General features: G+C 74.4%; 17 protein-coding genes and 1 tRNA gene. 7 read left to right on the top strand and 11 right to left on the bottom strand.

The window, feature by feature from the left end; genetic code table 11:
- Positions 1-186: 186 nt before the first annotated feature.
- The 3 genes from Q6347_RS09025 to Q6347_RS09015 form a co-directional block, all read right to left on the bottom strand.
- Positions 187-263, bottom strand: a tRNA-Met gene (locus tag Q6347_RS09025).
- A gap of 103 nt (positions 264-366) precedes the next feature.
- A complete protein-coding gene (locus Q6347_RS09020) occupies positions 367-3417 on the bottom strand; it encodes a UPF0182 family protein (protein ID WP_304603391.1) in 3051 nt (1016 codons plus the stop codon).
- A 155-nt stretch (positions 3418-3572) separates the two neighbouring features.
- Complete coding sequence (locus Q6347_RS09015; RefSeq protein WP_369810830.1) at positions 3573-4757, bottom strand: PDZ domain-containing protein; 1185 nt, start codon at positions 4755-4757, stop codon at positions 3573-3575.
- Positions 4758-4887: 130 nt separating this feature from the next.
- Between Q6347_RS09015 and Q6347_RS09010 the strand changes: the two genes are divergently transcribed.
- A complete protein-coding gene (locus tag Q6347_RS09010; RefSeq protein WP_304603390.1) occupies positions 4888-6339 on the top strand; it encodes a zinc-dependent metalloprotease in 1452 nt (483 codons plus the stop codon).
- Between the two features lie 16 nt (positions 6340-6355).
- Here the strand turns inward: Q6347_RS09010 and Q6347_RS09005 are convergent, their stop codons facing one another.
- The gene (locus Q6347_RS09005; RefSeq protein WP_343035763.1) at positions 6356-6844 is read right to left on the bottom strand and encodes a M48 family metallopeptidase; all 489 of its coding nucleotides are present in this window, start codon (positions 6842-6844) and stop codon (positions 6356-6358) included.
- A 188-nt stretch (positions 6845-7032) separates the two neighbouring features.
- Between Q6347_RS09005 and Q6347_RS09000 the strand changes: the two genes are divergently transcribed.
- Positions 7033-8109, top strand: coding sequence for a ThiF family adenylyltransferase (locus tag Q6347_RS09000; protein WP_304607179.1), 1077 nt, complete (start codon positions 7033-7035; stop codon positions 8107-8109).
- Between the two features lie 59 nt (positions 8110-8168).
- Here the strand turns inward: Q6347_RS09000 and Q6347_RS08995 are convergent, their stop codons facing one another.
- From Q6347_RS08995 to Q6347_RS08985, 3 genes are all read right to left on the bottom strand, one after another.
- The gene (locus tag Q6347_RS08995) at positions 8169-8453 is read right to left on the bottom strand and encodes a WhiB family transcriptional regulator (protein WP_304603792.1); all 285 of its coding nucleotides are present in this window, start codon (positions 8451-8453) and stop codon (positions 8169-8171) included.
- A gap of 250 nt (positions 8454-8703) precedes the next feature.
- Entirely contained in the window at positions 8704-8874 is a 171-nt protein-coding gene (locus tag Q6347_RS08990) for a hypothetical protein (RefSeq protein ID WP_304607178.1), read from the bottom strand.
- A 155-nt stretch (positions 8875-9029) separates the two neighbouring features.
- Positions 9030-11072, bottom strand: a complete 2043-nt coding sequence (locus Q6347_RS08985; RefSeq protein WP_304603387.1) for an ATP-dependent helicase — start codon at positions 11070-11072, stop codon at positions 9030-9032.
- Positions 11073-11132: 60 nt separating this feature from the next.
- Between Q6347_RS08985 and Q6347_RS08980 the strand changes: the two genes are divergently transcribed.
- Complete coding sequence (locus Q6347_RS08980) at positions 11133-11396, top strand: mycoredoxin (protein ID WP_171247326.1); 264 nt, start codon at positions 11133-11135, stop codon at positions 11394-11396.
- 21 nt (positions 11397-11417) lie between these two features.
- Here the strand turns inward: Q6347_RS08980 and nudC are convergent, their stop codons facing one another.
- Positions 11418-12368 carry an NAD(+) diphosphatase gene (nudC, locus tag Q6347_RS08975; protein WP_304603386.1) on the bottom strand — a complete coding sequence of 317 codons (951 nt, stop codon included), beginning with the start codon at positions 12366-12368 and terminating at the stop codon, positions 11418-11420.
- Between the two features lie 74 nt (positions 12369-12442).
- Between nudC and Q6347_RS08970 the strand changes: the two genes are divergently transcribed.
- Positions 12443-13366, top strand: coding sequence for a macrolide 2'-phosphotransferase (locus Q6347_RS08970; RefSeq protein ID WP_171247328.1), 924 nt, complete (start codon positions 12443-12445; stop codon positions 13364-13366).
- A gap of 160 nt (positions 13367-13526) precedes the next feature.
- Here Q6347_RS08970 and Q6347_RS08965 read toward each other — a convergent pair whose 3' ends face one another.
- The gene (locus Q6347_RS08965) at positions 13527-17060 is read right to left on the bottom strand and encodes an ATP-dependent helicase (RefSeq protein ID WP_369810829.1); all 3534 of its coding nucleotides are present in this window, start codon (positions 17058-17060) and stop codon (positions 13527-13529) included.
- On the bottom strand, positions 17057-20350 hold the full coding sequence (locus Q6347_RS08960; RefSeq protein ID WP_304607177.1) for an ATP-dependent DNA helicase: 3294 nt from the start codon (positions 20348-20350) through the stop codon (positions 17057-17059). The genes Q6347_RS08965 and Q6347_RS08960 overlap by 4 nt, the downstream gene beginning before the upstream one ends.
- 148 nt (positions 20351-20498) lie before the next feature.
- Between Q6347_RS08960 and Q6347_RS08955 the strand changes: the two genes are divergently transcribed.
- The gene (locus tag Q6347_RS08955) at positions 20499-20723 is read left to right on the top strand and encodes a DUF3107 domain-containing protein (RefSeq protein WP_304603384.1); all 225 of its coding nucleotides are present in this window, start codon (positions 20499-20501) and stop codon (positions 20721-20723) included.
- Positions 20724-20821: 98 nt separating this feature from the next.
- Here Q6347_RS08955 and Q6347_RS08950 read toward each other — a convergent pair whose 3' ends face one another.
- The gene (locus tag Q6347_RS08950; protein ID WP_304603383.1) at positions 20822-21526 is read right to left on the bottom strand and encodes a ferritin-like fold-containing protein; all 705 of its coding nucleotides are present in this window, start codon (positions 21524-21526) and stop codon (positions 20822-20824) included.
- Positions 21527-21743: 217 nt separating this feature from the next.
- Here Q6347_RS08950 and Q6347_RS08945 point away from each other — a divergent pair, with 217 nt between their 5' ends.
- Positions 21744-23384 (top strand): DEAD/DEAH box helicase, encoded by a 1641-nt coding sequence (locus Q6347_RS08945; RefSeq protein WP_369810828.1) that lies wholly within the window; start codon positions 21744-21746, stop codon positions 23382-23384.
- A gap of 183 nt (positions 23385-23567) precedes the next feature.
- Positions 23568-24533, top strand: a complete 966-nt coding sequence (locus Q6347_RS08940) for an ABC transporter substrate-binding protein (RefSeq protein ID WP_304607176.1) — start codon at positions 23568-23570, stop codon at positions 24531-24533.
- Position 24534: the final 1 nt, after the last annotated feature.

Below are 24534 nucleotides of genomic sequence, written 5' to 3'. Positions count from 1 at the left end.
ACGGCCTGCTCCTGATCCACGACCACGACCACGACGTGCAGGTCATCGACGCCGCCACCGGCGGGATCCTGCGCGAGCTCCCCATCGACCTCGCCCGCGACGACCAGCCACGCCGCACCAAGACCCGGGAACGACAAAGGCCCTCCCGATCTCTCGATCGGGAGGGCCTCTGCCGGGATACTTCCTTGGTAGCGGGGGCAGGATTTGAACCTGCGACCTCTGGGTTATGAGCCCAGCGAGCTACCGAACTGCTCCACCCCGCGGCGATGTCCTTAACTCTAGGACACGGAATCCGGCCCCGTCCAATCGGTCCGGGCAGATGGGACGCAGGTCACACCGCACGTCCCTCTGCCCGGACCGACCGGCTCAGGGGTTCAGCTCGCCCTCGGCGGCCAGGGCCTCCTCCAGCGCGGTCTGCAGACGCTCCTGGGCCTCGCCGTAGGCGGTCCAGTCGCCGTTCTGCAACGCCTCGTTGCTGTCGTTCAACGCCTCGTTGGCGTCCTGCAGCGCGGCGTCCAGCCGGGCCTGGGCGTCGCCGGCCGGCGGCGCCTGGGTCTCCTCGGTGGTCTCCGTCGGCGACGGCGTCGGCTCCTGGGTCGGCTCGGCCTCGGTGGGCTCCGGGGACGGCTCGATCGGCTCACCGGTCTCCGGGTCCACCTGGTCGGTGGGCACCTCGGTCTCGGCCTCGTCCGCGTCACCGGCCTCCGCACCGGAGTCTCCCCCGAAGACCTGGTCGAGAGCCTCGTCCAGGGTCTCGGCGTACCCGGTCTGGTCGCCGAAGGCGACCAGCACGCGACGCAGCAGTGGGAACTGGGTGCCCGACCCGGACTGGATGTAGACCGGCTGGACGTACAGCAGGCCGCCGCCGACGGGCAGCGTCAGCTGGTTGCCGCGCACGACCTCGGAGTCACCACGGCCCAGGATGTTGAGCTGCTCGGAGATCGTCGGGTTCGAGTTGAAGTTGTTCTGTACCTGCCCGGGGCCCGGGACCGTCGCGTCGCGAGGGAGCTCGAGCAGCCGGAGCGTGCCGTACCCCTCGGCGATCTCGCCGTCCTCCGACCCCGCGTCGGCCTCGGCCGCCAGGTAGCCGGTGAGGATCTCCCGGTCGGTGAAACCACCCGGGATGAACGTGCTCGTCAGCGAGAAGGCCGCGTCGTCCTCGCCCGGCATCTGCAGGGTGAGGTAGTACGGCGGCTGCTTCGACATCAGGGCGTCGTCGCTGCCGACCGGGTCGTCCGGGGTGCGCCACTCGTCGGAACCGGCGAAGAACTGCTGCGCCTCGGTGACGTGGTAGCGCTCGAGCAGCGTGCGCTGCACCTTGAACAGGTCCTCCGGGTAGCGCACGTGCGACATGAGGCTGCCGGACATCTCGGAGATCGGGCGCACCGAGTCCGGGAACACGTCGTTCCAGGCCTGCAGCAGCGGGTCCTCGTCGTCCCAGGCGTACAGGGTGACCGACCCGTCGTAGGCGTCCACGGTGGCCTTGACGGAGTTGCGGATGTAGTTGACCTCCGGCGGGGCCTCGACCGGCAGACCCTGGGCGGCGGCGGTCAGGGAGTCCGTCGTCGCCTCCTGCATCTGGTTGCTCGCCGAGTACGGGTAGGCGTCCGACGTGGTGTAGGCGTCGATGACCCACTTGACGCGGCCGTCGACGACCGCCGGGTAGACCTTGTTGTCCAGGGTCAGCCAGGGGGCCACCTTCGACACCCGCTCCTGCGGGTCGCGGTCGTAGAGGATCTGGGAGACCTCGGTGACACGGTCGGAGAAGAAGATCTCCTCGTCGCCGAACCGCAGCGCGTAGAGCAGCCGCTGCAGGAACGTGCTGATCTCCGGACCGGCCGACACCTCGTCCGTCGGGAAGCTGTACAGCTCCTGCTGCCCGCCCTCGGCGTCCGCCTGGTAGTCGAGCTCCCACGGGTCGGTGCCCTCGGGCGCTCCGACGATGGAGTACGGCGGCGCCTCGGGGCTGAAGTAGATCCGCGGCTCGTACCCGCCGGGGAACATGTCGGTCAGCGCGCCCTGCGTGGGGATCCCGCCCTCGAAGAAGGCCGGCTGCCCGTCCGGGCCGGGCTGGTTGCCGTAGGCCGCGACGACGCCGAAGCCGTGGGTGAAGACCGTGCGGTCGTTCGTCCAGTTCCGGTCCGCCAGGCCGCTGAGGTTCAGCTCGCGCACGGCGATCACGGTGTCGCGCGACTCGCCGTCGATCTCGTAGCGGTCCACCGCCAGGTTGTCGGTGAAGTTGTAGTACTGCTTGTTCTGCTGCAGCTGCCGGAAGGACGGGCTGACGACCTGCGGGTCGAGGAGCCGCACCTGGGTCGTCGTGCCCGCGTCGTCGCGCAGCTGCCCGGCCTCCGCCACCGTGGTGGCGTCGTACTGCTGGGACTCCACCTCGGCGATGTCGAACGCGTCGAGCGTGGCGTCGATGTTGCGCTGGATGTACGGCGCCTCGAGCGACTGGGCGTTCGGGTCGACCTGGAAGCGCTGCACGACGGCCGGGTAGATCGCGCCGATGGCGATCGCGGAGACGACCATGAGCCCGACGCCGATGGCCGGCAGCCGCCAGGTGTCGCGGAAGGCGGCGACCACGAAGAGGATCGCGACCAGGACGGCCACGCCGGTGAGGATCTCCTTCGACGGGATGACGGCGTGCACGTCGGTGTAGTTGGCGCCGTCGAACCGCTCGTGCTGGCTCGTCAGGATGGAGTACCGGTCGAGCCAGTAGTTCGTCGCGACGAGCAGCATGATCAGCGTGCCCAGCACCGCGAGGTGCACCCGCGCCGCCGTCGTGGTCCGCGACGCGCCGTCGGCGATCGGGCCCAGGCGGACGCCACCGTAGAGGTAGTGGGTGACCACGGCGGCGATGGTCGAGATGACCAGGACCGCCATGAGGAAGCTGACGACGAACCGCAGCACGGGCAGCATGAAGACGTAGAAGCCGACGTCGAGGCCGAACTCCGGGTCGGCGGTCCCGAACGGCTGCCCGTTGAGGGCCAGCAGGACGGTCTCCCACTGGGCGGACGCCGCCACGCCGGCGAAGAACCCGATGAGCACCGGACCCGCGTAGGTGACGACCTTGCGCAGCGGCTCGACGGCCTCGCGGTACTGGTCGAGCGTCGCCTGCTCCGGCGTCGACGGCGCGTAGATCGGCCGCGTGCGGTACCCGACGGCGAAGGAGCTGTAGACGGCGGCCGCCATGATCAGGAAGGCCGCGACGAACAGCACGCTGCGGGTGATCCACTGCGTCCAGATCACGTTGGCGTACCCGACCTGGGTGAACCAGAGGACCTCGGTCCAGAAGTTCGTCAGGAACAGCAGCACGACCACCAGGGCCGCCAGCACCACCAGCGTGATGAGCAGCGGGCTGCGACGTCGGGACGGGGCTGGACCGTCAGGACGTCGGGGCGGGGCGAAGGACACGGTGCGGGCACCTCATTCGTGCTCGGGTCGGGACACATGCGTCGGACATCGGGACAAACGTCCCGGCGTCGTTCCAGGTTCCCACGTTTCCGGCACGGGAGGGGTTCACGCCGCTCACGAGTCGGTCACGATCACCCCGCCCGGTGGCAAGCCCCTCAGGCGTCGCCGGCCTCGGCCTCACAGCTCGGCAGGTCGGACGTCTCACCGGCGCCGATGGCCTCCATGGCGTCGCGAGCCTCGGCGAGGGTGCCGACGGACACGACGTCCAGGCCGTCCGGCACGTGGCCGACCACCTGCGGGCAGTTGTCCGACGGCGCGAGGAACCAGGTGGCCCCGTCGCGCAGCGCGCCGTACATCTTCTGCTCGATCCCGCCGATCGGGCCGACGCGACCGTCGACGTCCATCGTGCCCGTGCCCGCCACCACGACACCGCCGAGCTCGTCCTCCGGCGTCAGCAGGTCGACGATCCCCAGCGCGAACATCGTCCCCGCGCTCGGGCCGCCGATGTCCTCGATCTGGATCGTGACGTCCACGGGGAAGTCGTAGACCGGGTCGATGAGCACACCGAGCAGGGCGCGACCGTCGCCCTGGCCCGTGGTGACGGTCAGGTCGGTCGGCTCGCCGTCCCGCTCGACCCCGAGCACGACGTCGTCGCCGGGCGTGACGCCGTCGAGCGCGGCCAGCAGCTCCGGGTAGGTGGCGAGCGGCTCGCCGTCGAGCGAGACGATGACGTCGCCCTCCTCGACGACCCCCTCGGCGCCCGTGTCCTCGGCCGCGGCGACCACGGTCATCGTGGTCGGGACCTCGTAGCCCAGCTCGGTCAGCGCCGCCACCGTCGCCGACTCCTGCGAGCTGAGCATCTGGGCCTGGCCCTGCTCCTGCTGCTCCTCGGAGGTGATGGGCTCCGGGAAGATCGACTCGACGGGCTGCACGGACCGTTCCGGAGCGGTCCAGCCCCACAGCACGTCGCCGAACAGCACGTCGCCTCCCGGCCCGCCGAACACGGAGACGGTGGTCAGGCGGAGCTCCCCCGAGGCCGGGTAGGTGTCCGCACCCGAGATCTCGATGAGGGGTACCGCCGTCGCGCTCTGCCCCTCGGCGGCCTCCTGGGTGCCGAGCGTGTCCTCGGTGGGCCCGGGCGTGCGGATCGCGTACGGGGCGGGCGAGACCATGAGCACGGCCGCCAGGACGGCGGTGATCAGCAGCGAGACGACGAGCGTCGTCGACCGCGGGCTCATCCGGCGTCGCGGCGCTCCCTCACGGGCACGGGGCACGTCGAGAGGGGCGAGCGCCTGCCCATAGCTCTCGTACGGCTGATGACTGCGGTCCTCGAAGCTCACGGCCCCATCATCGCCGATGCGCGCAGTGCGCCGTGAGCGAAAGGGGGAACCCCGGCCGCTCCGTCGACGTCGGACCCGGATACCGTGAACGTGCGGCGGACGCCGCACGCGGAAGGAGCCGAGGACACCCATGAGCGACCTGCCCGACGACCCCGACGCCCGCGAGGAGATGCTGCGGGACGCGCTGCGCGGCATCTTCGGCGACCGGACCGACGAGGTGCTGAGCCAGATGCGGGCGCAGGGCCTCGACCCCGCCGCGCTGATGGGCGGAGCGGCACCGGACCCGGCGACCATGCAGCGTCTGATGAGCCAGCTGCAGCGCATGTTCACCTCCTCCGAGGGGCCGGTGAACACCGAGGTGGCGCACGACCTGGCCCGCCAGGTCGCGGTCGCCGAGGGCGACCCGTCCCTGACCGGCGGCCAGGCGAAGTCCGCCACCGAGGCCCTGCGCGTCGCCGAGCTGTGGCTCGACGCCGTCACGGACCTGCCGCCGTCGGGCGGCGCGACCCACGCCTGGAGCCGGAGCGAGTGGGTCGAGGCGACGCTGCCGGCCTGGCAGCGGCTCGTCGCCCCCGTCGCGTCCTCCGTCGCCGACGCGCTGGCCACGGTGCTGCGCGACCAGCTCGGCGACGAGGGAGCCGGAGCGCTGGGGCTGCCCGGCATGCCGGTGTTCCCCGGCGGCGGGCTGGGTGACCTGGACCCGGCGACGATGATGCGCGGCCTCGGGTCCGCGGTCTACGGCATGCAGGTCGGCCAGGCCGCCGGCACGCTCTCGCGCGAGGTCTTCGGCGCCACCGACGTGGGCATCCCCCTGCTCGAGGACCACGCCACCGTGCTGCTGCCCACGAACGTGGCCAGGTTCGCCGAGGGGCTCGACACCCCGTACGACGAGGTGCAGCTCTACCTGGCCCTGCGCGAGGCCGCGCACGCCCGGCTGTTCGTGCACGTCCCGTGGCTCCGCAGCCACCTGCACGGTCTCGTGGAGCGGTACGCCCGGGGCATCACCATCGACCTCGACGCCCTCGAGGAGCAGGTGCGCGGCATCGACCTGTCCGACCAGGAGGCCCTGCGCGGGGCCCTGTCCGGGGACGTCTTCGGTCTGCACACGACCGAGGAGCAGGAGGCGACACTGCTGCGGCTGGAGACGGCCCTGGCGCTCGTCGAGGGCTGGGTCTCGGAGGTCGCCGCGACCGCGTCGCTGGCCCACCTGCCGCACTCGGTGCCGCTGCGCGAGATGATCCGGCGCCGTCGTGCCGCCGGCGGCCCCGCGGAGCACACGTTCAAGTCGCTGGTCGGCCTCGAGCTGCGCCCGCGACGGTCCCGGGACGCCGCCGCGCTGTTCGCCCACCTCGTCTCCACCGGCGGCCCGGAGGCCCGCGACGCCGTGTGGGACCACCCGGACCTGCTCCCGGGCCCCGAGGACCTCGACGACCCCACGGGCTACCTCGACCGTCGGCGCGCGCAGGACGAGGAGCACTCGGACGTCGACGCGGCCCTGGCGCAGATCCTGGGCGAGTCCGGCCCGGACGGCGACGAGCCGTCGCCCGACGACCAGGACGCCGAGGACCGCCGGACGGACTGACCGGCGGCGGAGCGGTTCAGCCGGCCGACGACCCGGAGTCGGCGTCGTCGGCGGGCGCGCCGCCCCCGGAGAACGAGACGCCCTCGAGGAACCCGCGCGCCCGCTCGGTCCGGGGGTAGGTCTCCAGCAGGCGCCAGAAGTCAGGGCCGTGCCCGGCGTGCAGCAGGTGGGCCAGCTCGTGCAGCAGCACGTAGTCGATGACCCACTCCGGCATGCCCTGCAGGCGGGTCGACAGGCGGATGGATCCGTCCCCGACCGTGCACGACCCCCAACGGCGCTCCTGGTTGCTCACCCAGCGCACGCTCGTGGGGCGGGCGAGGCCGTCCAGATACTTGACCGAGAGGTCCCGGGCGCGTTCGACCAGCTCGTCGTCGGAGGGTCGGCGCCGACGCTCCTTGTCCTCCAGCCGGGCCACCATCTTGGCGACCCACTCGCGCTCCTGCGCCTGGGAGAACCGCGCAGGGATCGCCACGACGGTGCGGTCACCGTCGCGAAAAGCGCTCACCGTAGCGGTCCGACGGCGGCTCCGTCGGACCTCGACGGACGCCAACGTGTCCGGGGTCACCTCATGAGAATACCGGGAGATCGTCAAGACTGTGTGCCAGGACACACGAAATACGCCCATCCCGGACCTGTCCACAGCACTGTGGACGACCCGCACGACACGGACGAAAGCCGTGCGAGGTTGGGTACATGCCCGTCACCGACGCCGGTCCCGCGACGCGCGCGCTCCGTCTGCGGCGGGGAGTGCCGGTCCTGGACCGCGGGCCCGACCGGCTCCAGCTCGGGTCCGACACCCGTTGGTCGCTCGTCGTCTGCGGGCTGTCGGACGGGGAACGGGCCTGGCTCCGCGAGGCCGCGACCTCTCGGCACGACGACCTGGAGCACGGTGCCGCACGGCACCGGGTGGCGCCGGAACGCCGGGCGCAGATCGTCGCCGCACTGACCGCGGGCGGTTTCCTCGTCCCGCCCGCCGCTCCCCCGGGCACCGTCCTGGCGACCGCCGGCGGCGCGGCGGACGCCCCGACGCTCGCCGCGCTCCGACCCGACGGCGACGGGCTGCGCACGTTGACCAAGCGCGCCCGTCGGCAGGTGGCGGTCCTGGGGCTCGGCCGGCTGGGGGCGCTGACCGCCGCCCATCTGGCGTCCGCCGGACTGGGTGCCGTGATGCTCGACGACGACCGTCCGGTGCAGCTCACGGACCTGGGCCTGGGCCTCTACCGGGAGGCCGACGTCGGCCACCGCCGCGCCGCCCGCCTGCAGTCGGTCCTGGCGGCCCGGCACCCCCGCACCCGGTTCGGGTCGACGTGGCGTGACGAGGCACCGCCCGACGTGGTCGTCGTCTGCGGCGGGACGGACCCGCCGGAGGCGTTCGCCCGGCTGATGAGCCACGGCCTCGCCCATCTGCCGCTGGTCGCGGGCGAGGCCGGCATCGAGGTCGGGCCGTTCGTACGACCCGGTACGACGGCGTGCACCGCCTGCCGCTACCACCACGAGGTGGACGCCGACCCGGACTGGCCCCGGCTGGTCGCCCAGCTCGCCGCACGGCCCGGCGACGCCGGACAGGAGACCGTCCTGGCCACGACCGGGGCGGCCGTCGCGGCGGGTCAGGTGCTCGCGCACCTCGACGGCGCCCGGCCCGCCGCGGCCGACGCCGTGCTCGAGATCAGCCTGCCGGACCCGCTTCCCCGGGTCCGCGCGATGCCGCCGCACCCGGCGTGCGGCTGCACCGGGACCGCACCTCCGCCGGTGGCGGACCGGTCCGGGTAGCCGACGAGGCGGTGCACCGGTCGTGGTGCACCGCCTCGCGGGGCGACGGCGAGCACGGCTCAGGCCGCCTGCTCGCTCTTGCGGGGCCGCCCGCGGCCCCGCTTGCGGGCCACGACGACGCCGTCGACGAAGACCTCGCCGCCCCAGACGCCCCAGGGCTCGCTCCGGTCGAGCGCGCCCGCGAGGCAGCCGGCCTGGAGCGGGCACGACCGGCACAGGGCCTTGGCCCGCTCGACGTCGACGGTGTGCTCGGCGAACCAGAGCTCGGGGTCGTTGCTCCGGCACGGCAGCAGCTCGGCGAACTGCCGGTCCAACGCAGCGACCTCGGCGGGGTCCTGGGTCACGGGTTGGTGGGGGGTCCACGGGCGGCTGCCGCCGGCGGGGGTCGCATCGACCAGCCGCTCGTCCAACAGCTGTGCGAGACGCACGATGTTCCTCCGTCAGGTCCTGGGTGTGGTGTGAACGTCGGTGTTCAGGACCTACGGGTGGTCCCCCCGCGTGTCGGAGGGGCCGGTTCGTCCGGCCGTGGAGGCCGATCTCCCGGTCAGGAATGACGAAGGCCGCGGGTCCCGTGGACTCCGCGGCCTGGACCGGTCAGTGGACCGGATGTCTCCAGGGTGCGGAGCCGGGTGCGAGAGCGACGAGAGCGATGCCTGCTCCGCCGCCGGACGTGCGGAGACGGGCCGACGGAACGAAGTGGATGAAGGCATACTTCTCCCCCGTCGCGATGCCGTTGTCGCCGATGAATCGCGTCATCTTGTCCATCTCGTGCCCACCTCCTCACTGGTCTCGGGTTCCCACCTCTCGGCGGTCACCGCAACGAACTCGGTCTCGACGAGCATAGACCTCGGTCGCTGACTCGCCACATCTTTTTTCCAGAACTCCTTCGGGAATCTCGGTGCGCCCCGTCCGGCGCCTTCTCACGGGCGACCGGGAGCCCCCTGGACGAGCGCCAGCAGGGTGGCTCCGTACCGGTCGATCTTCGCCGGGCCGATGCCGTTGATCCGCGCCAGCTCGGCCGTCGAGGACGGACGCAGCTCGGCGATCGCGGCGAGGGTCGCGTCCCCGAGGATCGTGAAGGCGGGCTTGTCGACCTCCCGGGCGACGGTCAGGCGCCACTCCCGCAGCGCGTCGAACAGCGCGAGGTCGGCCTCGCCGGAGAGCTGGGACCGCGCCTGCCCGCGCGGACCGCGCGAGCCACCACGACGACCCCGACCGTCGTCCGGCCACATCCCGTCGAGGAACCGGGTGCGCTTGCGGGTCGCCCGGCCGCCGGGGTTGCGCGACCGGGCGTAGGAGATCTCCAGGTGCTCGCGCGCCCGCGTGATGCCCACGTACAGCAGGCGGCGCTCCTCCGCGACGCCGTCGTCGGTCTCGGCCAGGGAGATCGGCATGAGCCCCTCGCTCATGCCCGCCAGGAACACCGCGTCCCACTCCAGCCCCTTGGCGGAGTGCAGCGAGGCGAGCGTGACGCCCTCGACCGTCGGGGCGTGCTGGGAGGCCGCACGCTCGGCCAGCTCGTCGACCAGCATCGGCAACGTCGCCGGCGCGTCCTCGGGCGCGGCGGCCGCCAGGTCGTCCGCGAGCGCCACGAGGGCCTGCATCGCCTCCCACCGCTCCCGGGCGGCTCCCCGGGCGTGCGGCGGCTCCGCGGACCACCCGGCGCTGACGAGCACGTCGCGGACCTGCTCGGGCATCGGCTGGTCCGGGTCGGCGGACCGCGCCGCACCGCGCAGCAGCACGATCGCGTCCCGCACGTCCTTGCGGGTGAAGAACCGCTCGCCGCCACGCACCTGGTAGCTGACGCCCGCCTCGGACAGCGCCGACTCGAAGGAGGCCGACTGCGCGTTGGTGCGGTAGAGCACGGCGATCTCGCTGGGACGCACCCCCGAGGCGATGAGCCGCGCCGCCCGGGCGGCGATGCCGGCCGCCTCCGCCTCGTCGTCGTCGTGGGTGGTGAAGGACACCGCCGGTCCGGAGGGCCGCTGCGCCACCAGCTCGAGCGCCCCGGTCACGCGGCCCCGGCGCAGCAGGTCGTTGGCCAGGGAGACCACCTGCGGGGTGGACCGGTAGTCGCGCACGAGACGGACCACCTGGGCGTCGCGGTAGGTGCGCGTGAAGTCGAGCAGGTAGTGCGGCGTGGCCCCGGTGAACGAGTAGATGGTCTGCGACGGATCGCCCACCACGCACAGCTCGCGCCGGTTCCCCAGCCACTGGTTCAGCAGGAAGTGCTGCAGCGGCGAGACGTCCTGGAACTCGTCGACGACGAAGTGGCGGTACTGCGAACGGACCTGGTCGGCCACGTGCGGGTGGGAGCCGAGCATGTCGGCGAGCATCAGCAGGACGTCCTCGAAGTCGATGACGCCCCGCTCGGTCTTGACGTCCTCGTAGGCGCTGATGAGCCGCGCCACCGTCTGGTGGTCGTAGCCGGACGGCGGCGGACGGTCGTCGGCCGCCGCGGCCCGCACGTAGTCCTCGGCCGTGACGAGGGACACCTTGGACCACTCGACCTCGCTGGACAGGTCCCGCACGGCGACGCGGTCCACGCTCGCCCCGATGCGGCGCGCGGCCTCGGCCACGGCCGGCGCCTTGTGCTCCAGGATCTGCGGCGGGGCGCCGCCGACGATGCGGGGCCAGAAGTAGCCGAGCTGGCGCAGGGCCGCCGCGTGGAAGGTGCGGGCCTGCACCCCGTGCGCCCCGAGATCCCGCAGCCGGGTGCGCATCTCCCCCGCGGCCCGCGCGGTGAAGGTCACCGCGAGCACCGACGTCGGCGGGTAGGCCCCGGTGCGCACCCCGTACGCGATGCGGTGGGTGATCGCCCGCGTCTTGCCCGTCCCCGCGCCGGCGAGCACGCAGACCGGGCCCGTCAGCGCGAGCGCGACGTCACGCTGCTCGGGGTCGAGCGCGTCCAGGATCGCGTCGGGATGAAGCAGGGCGCCCGGTGAGTTGGTCGTGGGGGACATCGTCTGCGATTGTCGCAGCCGGTGCCGACACCGACCCCACGTCTCCCCAGGAGGACCCCGATGACCGTCGCCCCGACGCTGCCCGCACCCGGCACGATCACCATGTACTCGACGCCGTGGTGCGGCTACTGCCGGAGGCTGCGCACGCAGCTCGACTCCGAGGGCATCGGCTACACCGTCATCGACATCGAGGAGCACCCCGAGACGGCCGCCTACGTCGAGCAGGTCAACGGCGGCAACCAGACCGTGCCGACGGTGGTCTACCCCGACGGTTCCGCGGCGACCAACCCGTCGCTCGCCGACGTCCGGGCCGCCCTGTCCTGACGGCGGTCGGACGCTGCCGGGTCACCAGGCGCCCGGCAGCTCCGCGCCGTACCACTCCTCGATCAGCGCCCGTGCGATCGAGTGCCGTCCGGGCAGCGAGATCTCCCCGGCGGCGGCCGCGTCGTGCAGCTCGGCCCGGGCGAACCAGCGTGCGTCCGTGACCTCCTCGTCGTCGGTGCGCACCTCGGTGGCGACGGCCCGTGCCCGGAACCCGAGCATGAGCGAGGCCGGGAACGGCCAGGCCTGGGAACCGCGGTACACGACGTCGCCGGGCGCCGTCCCGACGACGACGCCGGACTCCTCGGCGACCTCCCGGCGCACCGTGTCCTCGAGCGCCTCGCCCGCCTCGACGAACCCGGCCAGGGTGGAGAACCGGCCCTCGGGCCACGTCGCGGCGTGCCCGAGCAGCAGCCGGTCGGCGTCGTCGACGACGGCCATGATCACGGCCGGGTCGGTGCGCGGGTAGGTCTCGCGCTCGTCCACCGGGCAGTGCCGTGCCCAGCCACCCTGCACGACGACGGTCGGCGTCCCGCACCGGCCGCAGCGCTGATGGGTGCCGTGCCAGCCCGCCAGGGCCACCGCCTCCACCGAGAGCCCGTGCACCAGCACCGTCGAGTCCTCGTCCGCGGCGAGCGCCTCGGCCTGCCCGGCGGTCAGCTCGCGCAGCCCCGCCCAGCCGTCGGCACCCGCCGGGGGCGGCGGGTCCTCGACGTCGTCGGGCAGCAGCAGCGCCACGTACGTCGACCCGTCGTCCTCGCCCAGGTACACCCAGGTGCCCTCGGGCAGCCCGGCGGGCGCGAGCAGGGCCGCTCGCGGCGCGTCGGCGCCGACGACGGCGAGGCGCTTGCGGTGCAGCACCAGGGCGCGGGTCGTGGACTCCCGCCGCAGCCTGTCCATGAGACCGGTCTCCGTGCGGCGGTGCGCGGCACGGTCGTGCCGGGTGCGCGAGAACGGCAGCTCCAGGGGGTTCACGCCTGCGACCGTACGCCAGGACACGCCCGAGGGCGCACCCGTGCTGCGCCCTCGGGGCGCACTACGGTGGCAATGTGCCCCGTAGTCCACTCGCTCTCGCCGCGCTCGCGACGGCCGCCGTCCCCGGCCTCGACGCGTGGTCCGTGCACCCCGAGGACGTCCCCGGCGACTACGACGTCGCGATCGTCACGACCGGTGACGGGACGGAGTGGCTGGTGCGTGCACCGTCGACGACGCTCGCCGGTGCGGCGATGGAGGCCGAGATCGAGCTCCTGGAGTCCCTGCACCTCTACGTCGAGGCAGGTGTGCTGCCCTTCACGGTCCCCCGGGTCGCGGGGTCGGCCCTGCTGCCCGAGGGCGGCCGCGCCGTCGTCCACCGTCGCCTGAGCGGCAGCCCGTTGGACGTGGCCTCGCTGCGCCCCGGGCCGGGTCTGGCCGCCGACCTGGGTCGCACGCTCGCCGCGGTGCACGAGCTGCCCACCGCGGTGGTCGAGGCGTGCGGGCTGCCCTGCTACTCGGCCGCGGAGTACCGCGAGCGGCGTCTGGTCGAGCTGGACGAGGCGGCCGCGACCCGCCGGGTGCCCACCCGGCTGCTGCGCCGGTGGGAGGCCGCGCTCGAGGACATCAGCCTGTGGCGCTTCCAGCCGGTCGTCGTGCACGGCGACCTCGCCCCGGACCAGGTGCTGGCGTCGGGCCGCCGCGTGAACAGCATCAGCGGGTGGTCCGAGGCCCGGGTGGCGGACCCGGCCGACGACCTGGCGTGGCTGCTCGCGGCCGCGCCACCGGACTGCGTCGACGCGATCATGGAGGCGTACCGGCTGCGTCGCACCGAGCTCACCGATCCCCGTCTCGTCGACCGGGCGCTGCTCGTCGGCGAGCTGGCGCTGGCGCGATGGCTGATGCACGGCGTGCGCCGCGGCTACCCCGACGTCGTCGCGGACGCCGAGTCGATGCTCGCCGACCTCGACGAGGCCACCCGCGAGGACACCCCCGCGTGAGGCGGAGGTGGAGCGGAGCGTGGGGCCCGAGGCACGAGGGACACCCGCACGCAGCGGCGCCGCACCCGCACGCGGCGAGGGAACCGCCTGACCGGACTCGCCCCACGCTTCGGGCGACCAGGACGGCGACGAGACCCCCGGCGACGACCCCGGGTGCCTCCTAGGACCCGCGGACCAGTGCCTCCAGCCCGTCCTCGTCGAGCAGCTCGGCGGGCCGCACCGTCGTGCCGGACGTCACGTAGACGAACGCGGCGCTGACCTTCTCCACGGGCAGCCCCGTCCAGCGGGACCAGGCGAGCCGGTAGGCGGCGAGCTGGACCTCGCGCTGGGCGCGGTCGGCCGGGTCCCGCGGTTCCCGGCCCGTCTTCCAGTCGACGACGACGACGGCGGGCGGCTCGCCGTCCGCGGCGGGCGGGGCGTCCGGGTCGACGAAGACGGCGTCCATGCGCGACCGCACCATGACCCCGGCGATCGGGGTCTCCACGTCCTGCTCCACCGCGATGGGGGTCCGCGCGGCCCACGGCGTCTCCTCGAACCGTCGGCGGAGCTCGTCGAGCGCCAGGTCGGTGGCGGCGTCGGGCTCGTCGGCACCGGGCAGGTCGTCGACGTCCATCAGCGAGGCCTTCGAGTAGAACTGCTCCACCCAGGCGTGGAACAGCGTCCCGCGGCGTGCGTGCACGGTGGGTTCGGACGGGACGGGCCGGCGCAGCTGCCGGGCGAACTCCCCGCGGTCGCGGGACAACCGCACCAGGCCCGAGGCGGAGACGTGCGCGGGCATCTCGACCGTGGGCCCGTCGCGCTCGGACCGCTCGGCGAGCAGGATCCGCGAGAGCTCGACGAGGTCGTGGCCCGTGGCGTCGCGCAGCGCGCCGTCCCGGGGCGTGGCGCCCTGCCGGGAGGCGTCGGCGACCCGCGCCGCCGTCGCGCGCAGCACGTCGCGGGGCGCGGGCTGCCGGGCGGCCCCGTCGCCGGCCGCGGCGTCGTGCCCGTCGGGCGGCGCGGACCCGCCGGACGCGTCGGGCGCGGGCCACACACCCGTCCGTTCGGCGTCGTCACGCGGGTTGTGGTCGGTCACGCCCGGCAACGCCTCCCAGCCGGTGGGGTCGACGAGCCCCGACTCGGCCAGCTCGGCCAGGAACGGGGAGATCCGGCGCGGCCGGGCCCCGGTCCCCCACCAGTGGGCGGCGCAGAAGAGCTCGTGCCGGGCCCGCGTGAAGGCCACGTAGGCCAGCCGCCGTTCCTCACGGAGCTGGTGGGCACCGCAGTCGAGCGCGAACGCGTCGCGGCGCGCGATCAGGTCCTTGGTGTCGGTGACCTCGTGCAGGGGCAGCTCCGGCAGGTCTGCGGCGTCACCGCGCAGCGGGTACGGCAGCTCACCGAGACCGGTCAGCCAGCCGGAGTCGGTGCGGCCCTTGGCGCTCTCGGCCGTGGTGGGGAAGACACCGTCGACCAGTCCGGGCACGGCCACCACGTCCCACTCGAGCCCCTTGGCGGCGTGCGCGGTGATGATCTGGACGGCGTCCGGGTCGGGTTCGCGCACCGGCATGTCCAGGCCGCGCTCCTGCGTGCCGGCCACGCCGAGCCAGGCCAGGAAGGCCCCGAGCGTCGCGACGTCGGCGGACTGGGAGAACCCGGCGGCGACGTCGCGGAAGGCGTCCAGGTGCTCGCGCCCGCGGCGGCTGACCCCCTCGGCGGCGGTCGCCCCGCCGGCGGCGACGAGGCGGTCGACGACGACCTCCGCGGTCGCGACCTCCACGTCCAGCCCGAGGGCGCGTTCGGCGACCACGACGAGCTCGGGCAGCGAGAGGTAGGTCAGCGACCGCAGCTCCCGCAGCAGCCGGGACAGCGCGGCCAGGCGGGCATGACCCTCCGGGGTGAGGACACGACCGTCACGGGCGGCCCGGCCGACGTCGGGCAGGTCGTCGAGCGCGTCCACGATCGAGCGGTGGTCGACGACGTCGCCCTCCACGACCGCCGGATCGTCCCCGTCGTCGGGGCCGGCCCGGTGGGTGCGCGGGGCGTCACGGCGCGCGAGGTCCGCCGCCCAGGACCCCAGGGCGTGCAGGTCGGCGGCCCCGAGGTTGACGCGGGGACCGGTGAGCAGCCGCAGCAGGGAGTCGCCCCGCGAGGGGTCGTGGACCGCTTCGAGCAGCGCGACGACGTCGACGACCTCGGGCGTGCTGAGCAGCCCGCCCAGGCCGACCACCTCGACCGGCAGCCCCCGTCGACGCAGTGCCGTCTCCAGGGCGGGGAACTGCGACCGCGCCCGGCACAGCACGGCGGCGGTCACACGGTCCGACGCGACGGGACGCGTCGCCCGGCGCCACCGGGCACCGACGAAGTCCGCGACCGCCTCGGCCTCGTCCTCCAGGGTGGCGGCCACGTGCGCGCTGACGGCACCCGGGCCGGCGCCGGGTCGCAGGTCCAGCGGGGGCACCCGGACCGCTGCGCCGGTGTCGGCGCGCAGCGGGCGGGACGCCACGTTGGCGGCCTGCAGGACGGCGTCGTCGTTGCGCCAGGAGGTGCTGAGGTAACGCACCGCCGCCGCGCCGCCGTCGGCGTGACGGAAGCGGTCGGGGAACCGCGCCAGACCCGAGGCCGAGGCCCCGCGCCAGCCGTAGATGGACTGGTGCGGGTCGCCGACCGCGGTGACCGCGTGCCCGCCGCCGAAGAGGCCCGCGAGCAGCTCGACCTGCGCGTGCGAGGTGTCCTGGTACTCGTCGAGCAGCACGACGCGGTAGCGGGCCCGTTCGGCCGCGCCCACGGCCGGCACCGTGCGGGCGAGCTCGGCGGCGAAGGCCACCTGGTCGCCGAAGTCGAGGGAGTCGGTGTTCCGCTTGCGACGCCGGTACTCGGCCACGAGGTCGAGCAGGCGGGCCCGCTCGGCCACCGAGCCGATCAGCTTCTCCACCTCACGGGTCCGCTGCTTCTGCTTCGGCCCCAGCGGCAGGTTCTCCAGCCGCTCGACGATGTCCTCCAGCGCCGCGCGGGCCTCGTCGACGCCCCGCAGGTGCTCGCCGAGCGCCCCCGAGAGGGACAGCACGGCACCGACGACGGTGCTGACGGCCTTGTCGGTGCCCAGGTCGGCGTCCCAGGACTCGACGACCTCGGCCGCGAGCTGCCACTGGTTCGCCTCGCCGAGCAGCCGCGAGCCGGGCTCGACGCCGAGCCGCAAGCCGTGGTCGCCGACCAGGGAGGCCGCATAGGCGTTGTAGGTGGCGACGGTCGGCCGGGCCAGCAGGTCCAGGTCCGACGCGCCGCGGTCCCGGGCCCGGGCGAGCTGGGCCAGCCGCGACTGCACGCGCGCCGCCAGCTCCCCGGCGGCCTTGCGGGTGAAGGTCAGGCCGAGGACCTCCTCGGGCTCGACGAGCTCGTTCGCCAGGAGCCACACGACCCGGGCGGCCATCGTCTCCGTCTTGCCGGACCCGGCGCCGGCGACGACCAGCACGGGTTCCAGGGGCGCCTCGATGACGGCCACCTGCTCGTCGGTCGGGACGGGACGTCCCAGGAGCTCGGCGATGTCCCGCGCGGACAGCCGCGGCCGGGCCTCCTCGTCGACGGGTTCGTCCGGGGTCTCCAGCGCGGGGTACCCGAGCTCCGCGCTGCGGTGGGACCCGCCGAGCGCCGCCCAGGCGCCGTCGTCGAGCAGCGTCTCCTCGTCGCGCCGGGACCGCCCGGCGTCCGGCGTCGTCACGAGATCACGCTCCGTCCCTCGGCCTGCACGGGGCAGCTGCGGCGCACCGGGCACACGGTGCACAGGTCGTTCTCACGAGCGGTGAACGCCGAGGCCGCCATGGTGTCGGCCGCCTGCTCGACGAGAGCCCGTGCCCAGCTCGAGCCGTCGTCCCCCACGTCCAGCGCCGGTTGGGTGCGCAGGGTGGCGCCACGGGCGCCGGTGGCGACGTGGACGAGCCGCGCCCCCGCGCTGCGGGTGCCCTCCGGCAGGTCCAGCGCGCCGGCGTCGACGGCGAGCTGGTAGGCGCCGAGCTGGGGGTTCTCGGCGGCCTTCGCCTGCGGCGGCACGGAGCGGCCCGTCTTGAGGTCGGCGACGACGACCCCGTCGCCGTCGCCGGGTTCGACCCGGTCGATCTTGCCCCGCAGACGGGCGCGGCCGACCGTGAAGTCGAACGCGGGCTCGACCAGGAGCGGCGCACCGTGCTCGGCGGTGTACGCCGCGAGACGTTCGACCATCTCCTCGGCGCGCTGCCGCAGCTGCCGCGCCGGCCACCCCTCGGGCAGCGCCAGCTCGGGCCAGCGACGGTCGAGCTCGGCGCGCAGCGTCGTCAGGGGTGCCGCGGGGTGCTCCTCGGCGATGCTGTGCACGAGCGTGCCCAGGCTCTGGTGCGTGGCGTCGGGGGCCGTGCCGCCGGCGGACTCGAACGCCCAGCGCAGCGCGCACGCGTCGACCGTGTCCACCTTGGACGGCGACACCGTCACCTCGTCCTCCGGTCCCCACAGGGCGGCGTCGCTGGAGGCCCGGGCGACGCCGTACCACGTGCGCGGGTCGGCCTCCGCGATCCCTGCCTCGGCCAACCGGGCCAGCAGCGCGGCGGCCGCGTCGGCCGCGTCGTCGACATCGTCGGCGACGTCCTGATCCCCGTCGGCGGCGAGCCGGCCCGTGACCGCGCGGACGAGCTCGGCGCGAGCGGCCGCGACGATCCCGCGCAGGTCGAGCGGCGGGCCGACGGCCACGCGGCGGGGGTCCGGACCCTCGCCGTCGTCCCCCCGCGGCGAGACGAGGTCGCAGAAGACCGACGGGCTGTCCTCGGCGTCCTCGACGGCCGTGACGAGGAGCCGACGCCGCGCGCGCGACGTGGCCACGGCGAAGGCCCGCAGCTCGTCGGCGAGCACCTGCGACCTCGCCTCCTTGCCGACGCCGTGGCCGTCGACGGCCCGGCCCGCGAGCAGCTCCACCAGCGCCTGCGACCCCAGCAGGGAGTCGCGCAGCCGCAGGTCCGGCCACACCCCGTCCTGGACACCGGCGACCACGACGACGTCCCACTCCCGTCCGGCGGCACCGGCGGGGGTCAGCGCCTCGACCGACCGGGTGCCCGTGGCGGCGGCGGCGAGGGAGTCGGCGGGCAGGTCCTGGGAGGCGAGGTAGTCCACGAACGCGCCGACGGGGGCCCCCGGCATCCGCTCGACGTAGGTCTCGGCGGCGCGGAACAGCGCCAGCACGGCGTCCAGGTCCCGGTCGGCGCGCACGCCCGCGGGACCGCCCGCGAGCGCCAGGTCCCGCCACCGCTCGGCGAGTCCGGTGGCGGCCCACACGGCCCAGAGCACCGTCTGCGCGGTCGCGCCCTCGACGGCGGCGGCCTCCCGGCCGGCGGCGAGCACGCGGGCCACGGCCACCGCACCGCGCCGGACGCCGGTCGGCAGCGTGGCGGCCCGGTCCGGGTCGCCGAGCACCTCGACCAGCAACGTGTCCGAGGTCCGTCCCCCGCCACCGGACAGCTCCTCGGCCCGCAGCGCGCGCCGGAGCCGCCGCAGGGAGACCACGTCGAGGCCGCCGACGGGCGAGGTCAGCAGCAGCGCGGCGGTCTCCGCGTCGAGCACCGGCGGCGGTCCGTCCGCACCCTCGGCCAGCATGCGGTCCAGGGCGTCGGGGCCGGCGCACGCCCGCAGGACGGCGAGCAGCGGGACCACGGCGGGCTCGTCACGCAGCGGGACGTCGGAACCGAGCAGGGCCACCGGCACCGAGGCGGCCACCAGGTCCCGCCGCAACGAGGCGAGCCGGTCGCCGCTGCGGGCCACGACCGCCATGCGCTCCCAGGGGGTCCCGTGCAAAAGGTGCTCCGCGCGCAGCTCGCGGGCGACGTACGCGGCCTCCTGGGCGGCGCCGGCGAGCACGGCGACGTCGACCCGGGCGGCGTCGTCCTCGGCGTCCGGCCCGGGTTCCGCGCCGCGGTGCAGCGCCCCGGAGACCGTCGCCACCCGGGACGTCACCGTGCGGGTGACCTCGCGCAGCCGTGCGGGCTGACGCCACGCCGTCCCGAGCACGACGGTGCGGGCGTCGAACGCCCCGACCTCGCCGGGCCGCGCACCCGCCCGGCCGACCAGGCCGGGGACGGCCCCGCGGAACCCCTGCACGGCGGTGTCGGGGTCGGCGAGGAGCACGAGCCGGGCCCCGGCGCCGTGCAGCACCCCGAGCAGGCGCGCCGTGGCCACCGTGGCCTCCTGGTAGTCGTCGACGACGACCAGGTCCCAGCGGGGCACCGGGGTGCCCGGGACCTCGTCGGTCCAGGTGGACAGCGCGTGCGCGGCCTCGTCGACGACGACGGCGGGGTCGTAGCGCTCGCCCGCGTCGGGCGTGCCGAGCCGCAGCGCCATGACGTCCAGGTACTCCTCGTACAGCCGCGCACCCAGCTCCCACTCGGGCCGCTCGTGCCGGCGCCCGAGGTCGGCGAGGTCGGCGGGGGTCAGCCCGCGCTCGGCCGCGCGCATCAGCAGGTCACGCAGCTCCTGCCGCAGTCCGCGCAGCCCCAACGACTCCTCGGGGAGGCCGTCGGGCAGCGTCAGCGGAGCCCCGTCACCGGCGAGCCGGCCCTCCAGGAGCTCGGCGAGCACGAGGTCCTGCTCCGGTCCCGACACGAGCGTGGGAGGCGGCTCGCCGAGCGCACCCGCGCGGGTGCGCAGCACGGAGAAGGCGGCCGACGCCGCCGTGCGCACCATCGGCGCACCGATCGTGCGGCCCGCGCCGGCGGCGACGTCGTCGCGGAGCCGGGCCGCGGAGCGTCGGGTCGCGGCGAGCACCAGCACCCGCGCCGGGTCCAGACCGCCGCGGATCGCGCGGACCGCCACCTCCCGCGCCACGGTCGTCCTGCCCGTGCCCGGTGCGCCGACGACGAGAGTGACGGGCGCCGCGAGAGCCTCCGCGACCGCCGCCTCCTGGGTCTCGTCCAGCACGACACCGGCCCCGGCGGACTGCGCGGGGGCCGGCGGGACCAGGCGGACCGGGGTGCGGACGGGTGCGGTGGCTGTCACGGGGCGATTCGACCACGCGCCACCGACAGCCCCGGCCCCGTTCACCCTGCGCGGACGCCACCACCGCGAGGGCCCTGCCGTGCATAGGATCAGGTCAGCCAGAACCACCCGGCGTCGCAGGCGCGACGCCGATCGCGAAGGAGACAACGTGGAGATCACGATCGGTGTGCAGAACCTGAACCGCGAGCTGGTGGTGGAGACCGACCAGAAGCCCGAGGAGATCGCCGAGGCCGTGCGCGCCGCGCTCGAGGGCGGCAAGCCCTTCGAGGTCAAGGACACCAAGGGCCGTCAGATCCTCGTGCCGGCCGCGGTGCTCGGCTACGTCGAGATCGGCACCGGCGAGCAGCGTCCGGTGGGCTTCGGCTCGCTCTGAGCCACCGGGCCGCTCCCCCGCGGCCGTGACGGGTCGGCGCGGGGGACGGGCGCGGGCACGCACCGCCGTCGCGCGGACCCGCCGGGTGCGCCCGTCGGCTAGGCGGCGAGCTGCAGGCGGTCCATGCGCCGCGTGTGCTCGGCGGTGAGCCGCGCGACGATCCAGGCGCGGGACCCGCCGTCGCCGACGTCGGCCCCGAGCGCTGCGGGCGCCCGGCTCGCGAGGTCGTCCAGGCCGGGGTGCGTCGCGAGGAGCACGGTCACGAGGTTCAGCGCCTCGCCGACCACCCGACGACCCCACAGGGCCAGCCGGGACGCCAGGACCTCGTCGGCGGCGCCGAGGCGGCCGAGCACCTCGATCGCCTCGGCGTCGGCGCCCGCCTCGGCCACGGCGGCGGGTCCGGGAACCGGCCGGTCCAGCACCTCGCGCAGCCGGCGCCCGACGGGATCCTCGATCGACGCCGCCAGGGTGCGGCAGAAGTCCTGCGCGACGCCGTGACCGACGACGCCCTTGAGCAGGCCCTCGGCCCAGTCGTCGGTCCGCGTGCGGGCGTCGAACTCGGTCAGCGTGTCCGCGAACGGCGCCATCACCGCGGCACGGGGTCCGCCGACGACGGCGAGCATCGCCCGTTCACGCTCGAGCGCGCGCTCGGCCCCGTCGGCCAGGGCCTGGCGGGTGTCCAGGTCGGGGGCGTCCACGGACCGGGTGGCGAGCAGGCCGAACTCGGCCAGCTCGGAGTAGGCCGCGAAGCCCACGAGGTCGACGACGGACGCGGGCACGGCGGAAGGGCGCTGGCTGCTCACCGGACCAGGATAGGTGCCCGTGTCGAACGCCTCACCCGGCGGCACGACGTGTCCGATACCATGGCCGGGTACCTCGGTTGCCCGGTCGTCTCGATGCTGACCTGATGCGCACACCGCGCGACGTACTTCCGCGATCGGCTGCCGACCACTCCGGCGCAGCGTGCGATCCGCGGCCAGACCGTGTGGTCCGCCGCGCCGACGACATGTGAAGGCACCAGTGACCACAGACACCACCGCCGGGGACGCCGTCGCGGCGACCGGCACCAGTGAAGAACCCGACTACTCGACCGCGGCCGCGATCCAGGCCCAGGACGTGAGCTTCGCCGACTTCGGCGTCCGCGAGGAGATCGTCGCAGCCCTGCGCGACGCCGGGATCACCCACCCGTTCCCCATCCAGGCGATGACCCTTCCGGTCGCGCTGCAGGCGCACGACATCATCGGCCAGGCCAAGACCGGCACGGGCAAGACCCTGGGCTTCGGCGTGCCGCTGCTGCACCGGGTCGCCGCCCCGGGCGAGCCCGAGTACGACGAGCTGCCCGCCCCGGGCAAGCCGCAGGCGATCGTCGTCGCCCCGACGCGCGAGCTCGCCGTCCAGGTCGCCAAGGACCTCGAGGCCGCGTCCAGGGGCCGCGACGTCCGCATCGTGCAGATCTACGGCGGCCGCGCCTACGAGCCGCAGATCGAGACGCTGAACAACGGCGTCGAGGTCGTCGTGGGCACCCCGGGCCGCATCGTCGACCTGATGAACCAGGGCCACCTCAACCTGTCCCGCGCCGCGACGGTCGTGCTCGACGAGGCCGACGAGATGCTCGACCTCGGCTTCCTGCCCGACGTCGAGAAGATCCTGGCGCGCACGCCGGCGGTGCGGCACACGATGCTGTTCTCGGCCACGATGCCCGGCCCCGTGGTCTCCATGGCCCGCCGGTACATGAAGCAGCCGACGCACATCCGGGCCGCCGACCCGGACGACGAGGGCGCCACCGTCAAGAACACGCGCCAGGTCGTCTACCGGGCCCACGCGCTCGACAAGGTCGAGGTGCTGGCCCGGATCCTGCAGGCCGAGGGCCGGGGCCGCACGATCGTCTTCACGCGGACGAAGCGCACCGCCGCGAAGGTCTCCGACGAGCTGCGCTCGCGCGGGTTCGCCGCGGGTGCCATCCACGGCGACCTCGGCCAGGGCGCCCGCGAGCAGGCCCTGCGCGCGCTGCGTCACGGCAACATCGACGTCCTCGTGGCCACCGACGTCGCCGCCCGCGGCATCGACGTCACGGACGTCACGCACGTGATCAACTACCAGTGCCCCGAGGACGAGCGGACCTACCTGCACCGCATCGGCCGCACCGGCCGCGCCGGCAACAAGGGCACCGCGATCACGTTCGTCGACTGGGACGACGTGCCGCGCTGGCAGCTCATCAACAAGGCGCTCGACCTCGGCTTCCCGGAGCCGGTCGAGACGTACTCCTCCTCGCCCCACCTGTTCACGGACCTCGGGATCCCCGAGGGCACCAAGGGCCGTCTGCCCAAGGGCGCCCAGAAGCTCGGCGGCCTGGAGGCCGAGGAGCTCGAGGACCTGGGCGAGACCGGCAAGCGCACCGGTGGCCAGGACCGCGGCGGCCAGGGCGGCCAGAGCCGTGGCGGCGGTCGCTCCCGCGGCGGACGCGGCGGCCAGGGGCAGCGCGCGGGCGGCCAGGAGCGCCGCTCCGACGCCGGCCCGCGTGCCGAGCAGCCCGCCGGGGGACCTGCCCAGGGCCAGGACGCGAACGGCGAGGGCGGCCAGCGCCGCCGGCGTCGGCGTCGCCGCCGCAGCGGTTCCGCCGAGGGCCAGGGCGGCGGCACGCCGTCGGCCGGCACCGACTGACATCGTCGTCGGCGAGGGCAGCTCCCCTCGCGCACGACCGGAAAGGGCTCGGACCGTCACGGTCCGAGCCCTTTCTCGTGGCCCAAGGTCACGAAATGGTCAACAACACGCGTTACATCTAGACACCCTTCTGCTCGGTCTGGAATGTTTGTTACATCACACCGACCGACAGGAGCTGACACGATGCACCGCTCGCCGATCGCACGACCGCTGGCCGCCCCGGTGGCCGCCCTCGCCGTCCTCGCTCTCGCCGCCTGCTCGCCCTCGGAGGCGGACGAGGCCGGGTCGTCCGCCGGGACCACCCCGGGCGCCACCACGGAGGTGGCCGGTGTCGACATCGCCGTCGACCCCGACATCCGGGCGCTCCTGCCGCAGCAGTACCTCGACGCCGGCGTCGTCCGCGTCGCGACCGACGTCCCCTACCCGCCCTTCGAGATGTACGTCGAGGAGGGGTCCGACGAGATCACGGGCCTCGACCACGACCTCGGCCAGGCGATCGGCGCCGTGCTGGGCGTCGACTTCACCTTCGCCGCCCAGAAGTTCGACGGCATCATCCCGGCGATCCAGGCGGGCAAGTACGACGTCACGATCTCGGCCATGACGGACACCGTCGAACGGCAGGAGGCCCTGACCTTCGTCGACTACTCCGCGTCCGGCACCGGCATGCTCGTCGCCGACGGCAACCCGGAGGGCATCACGACCTACACGGACCTGTGCGGCCGACCCGTCGCCGCGCAGGCCGGGTCCAAGCAGGTCGAGCTGGTGCAGGACTGGGCCGCCGAGTGCGAGGAGTCCGGCGCCGAGCCGGTGGAGCTCAAGACGTACCCCAAGGACTCCGACGCTCAGCTGGCGATCCGCAGCGGCGCCGTCGTGGCCTCGGTCCTCACCAAGCCCTCCGCGGGCTACGTCGCCAAGACCGCCGACGACGGGGCGGCCTTCGACAGCATCGACGACCCCGCCGCCCCGAACGGCTACGACGCCACGCTCAACGGCATCGGGATCGCCAACTCCGCCACCGGGCTGCCCGAGGCGATCCAGGCCGCGCTGCAGTCCCTGATGGACGACGGCACCTACACCACGATCCTCGACGAGTACGGCCTGACGGGCATCGCCATCGACGAGGCCACCATCAACGGTGCGACGTCCTGAC

Source organism: Isoptericola sp. b408 (assembly GCF_030588085.1).
Classification (GTDB): Bacteria; Actinomycetota; Actinomycetes; order Actinomycetales; family Cellulomonadaceae; genus Isoptericola; species Isoptericola sediminis.
This window is presented reverse-complemented; position numbering and strand designations above follow the sequence as displayed.

Excerpts from the sequence above, each read along its gene's own strand:
- Q6347_RS09010 (WP_304603390.1), top strand. The coding sequence starts at position 4,888 with ATGAGCGACCTGCCCGACGACCCCGACGCCCGCGAGGAGATGCTGCGG.
- Q6347_RS09000 (WP_304607179.1), top strand. The coding sequence starts at position 7,033 with ATGCCCGTCACCGACGCCGGTCCCGCGACGCGCGCGCTCCGTCTGCGG.
- Q6347_RS08990 (WP_304607178.1), bottom strand. The coding sequence starts at position 8,874 with ATGGACAAGATGACGCGATTCATCGGCGACAACGGCATCGCGACGGGG.
- Q6347_RS08985 (WP_304603387.1), bottom strand. The coding sequence starts at position 11,072 with ATGTCCCCCACGACCAACTCACCGGGCGCCCTGCTTCATCCCGACGCG.
- Q6347_RS08980 (WP_171247326.1), top strand. The coding sequence starts at position 11,133 with ATGACCGTCGCCCCGACGCTGCCCGCACCCGGCACGATCACCATGTAC.
- Q6347_RS08940 (WP_304607176.1), top strand. The coding sequence starts at position 23,568 with ATGCACCGCTCGCCGATCGCACGACCGCTGGCCGCCCCGGTGGCCGCC.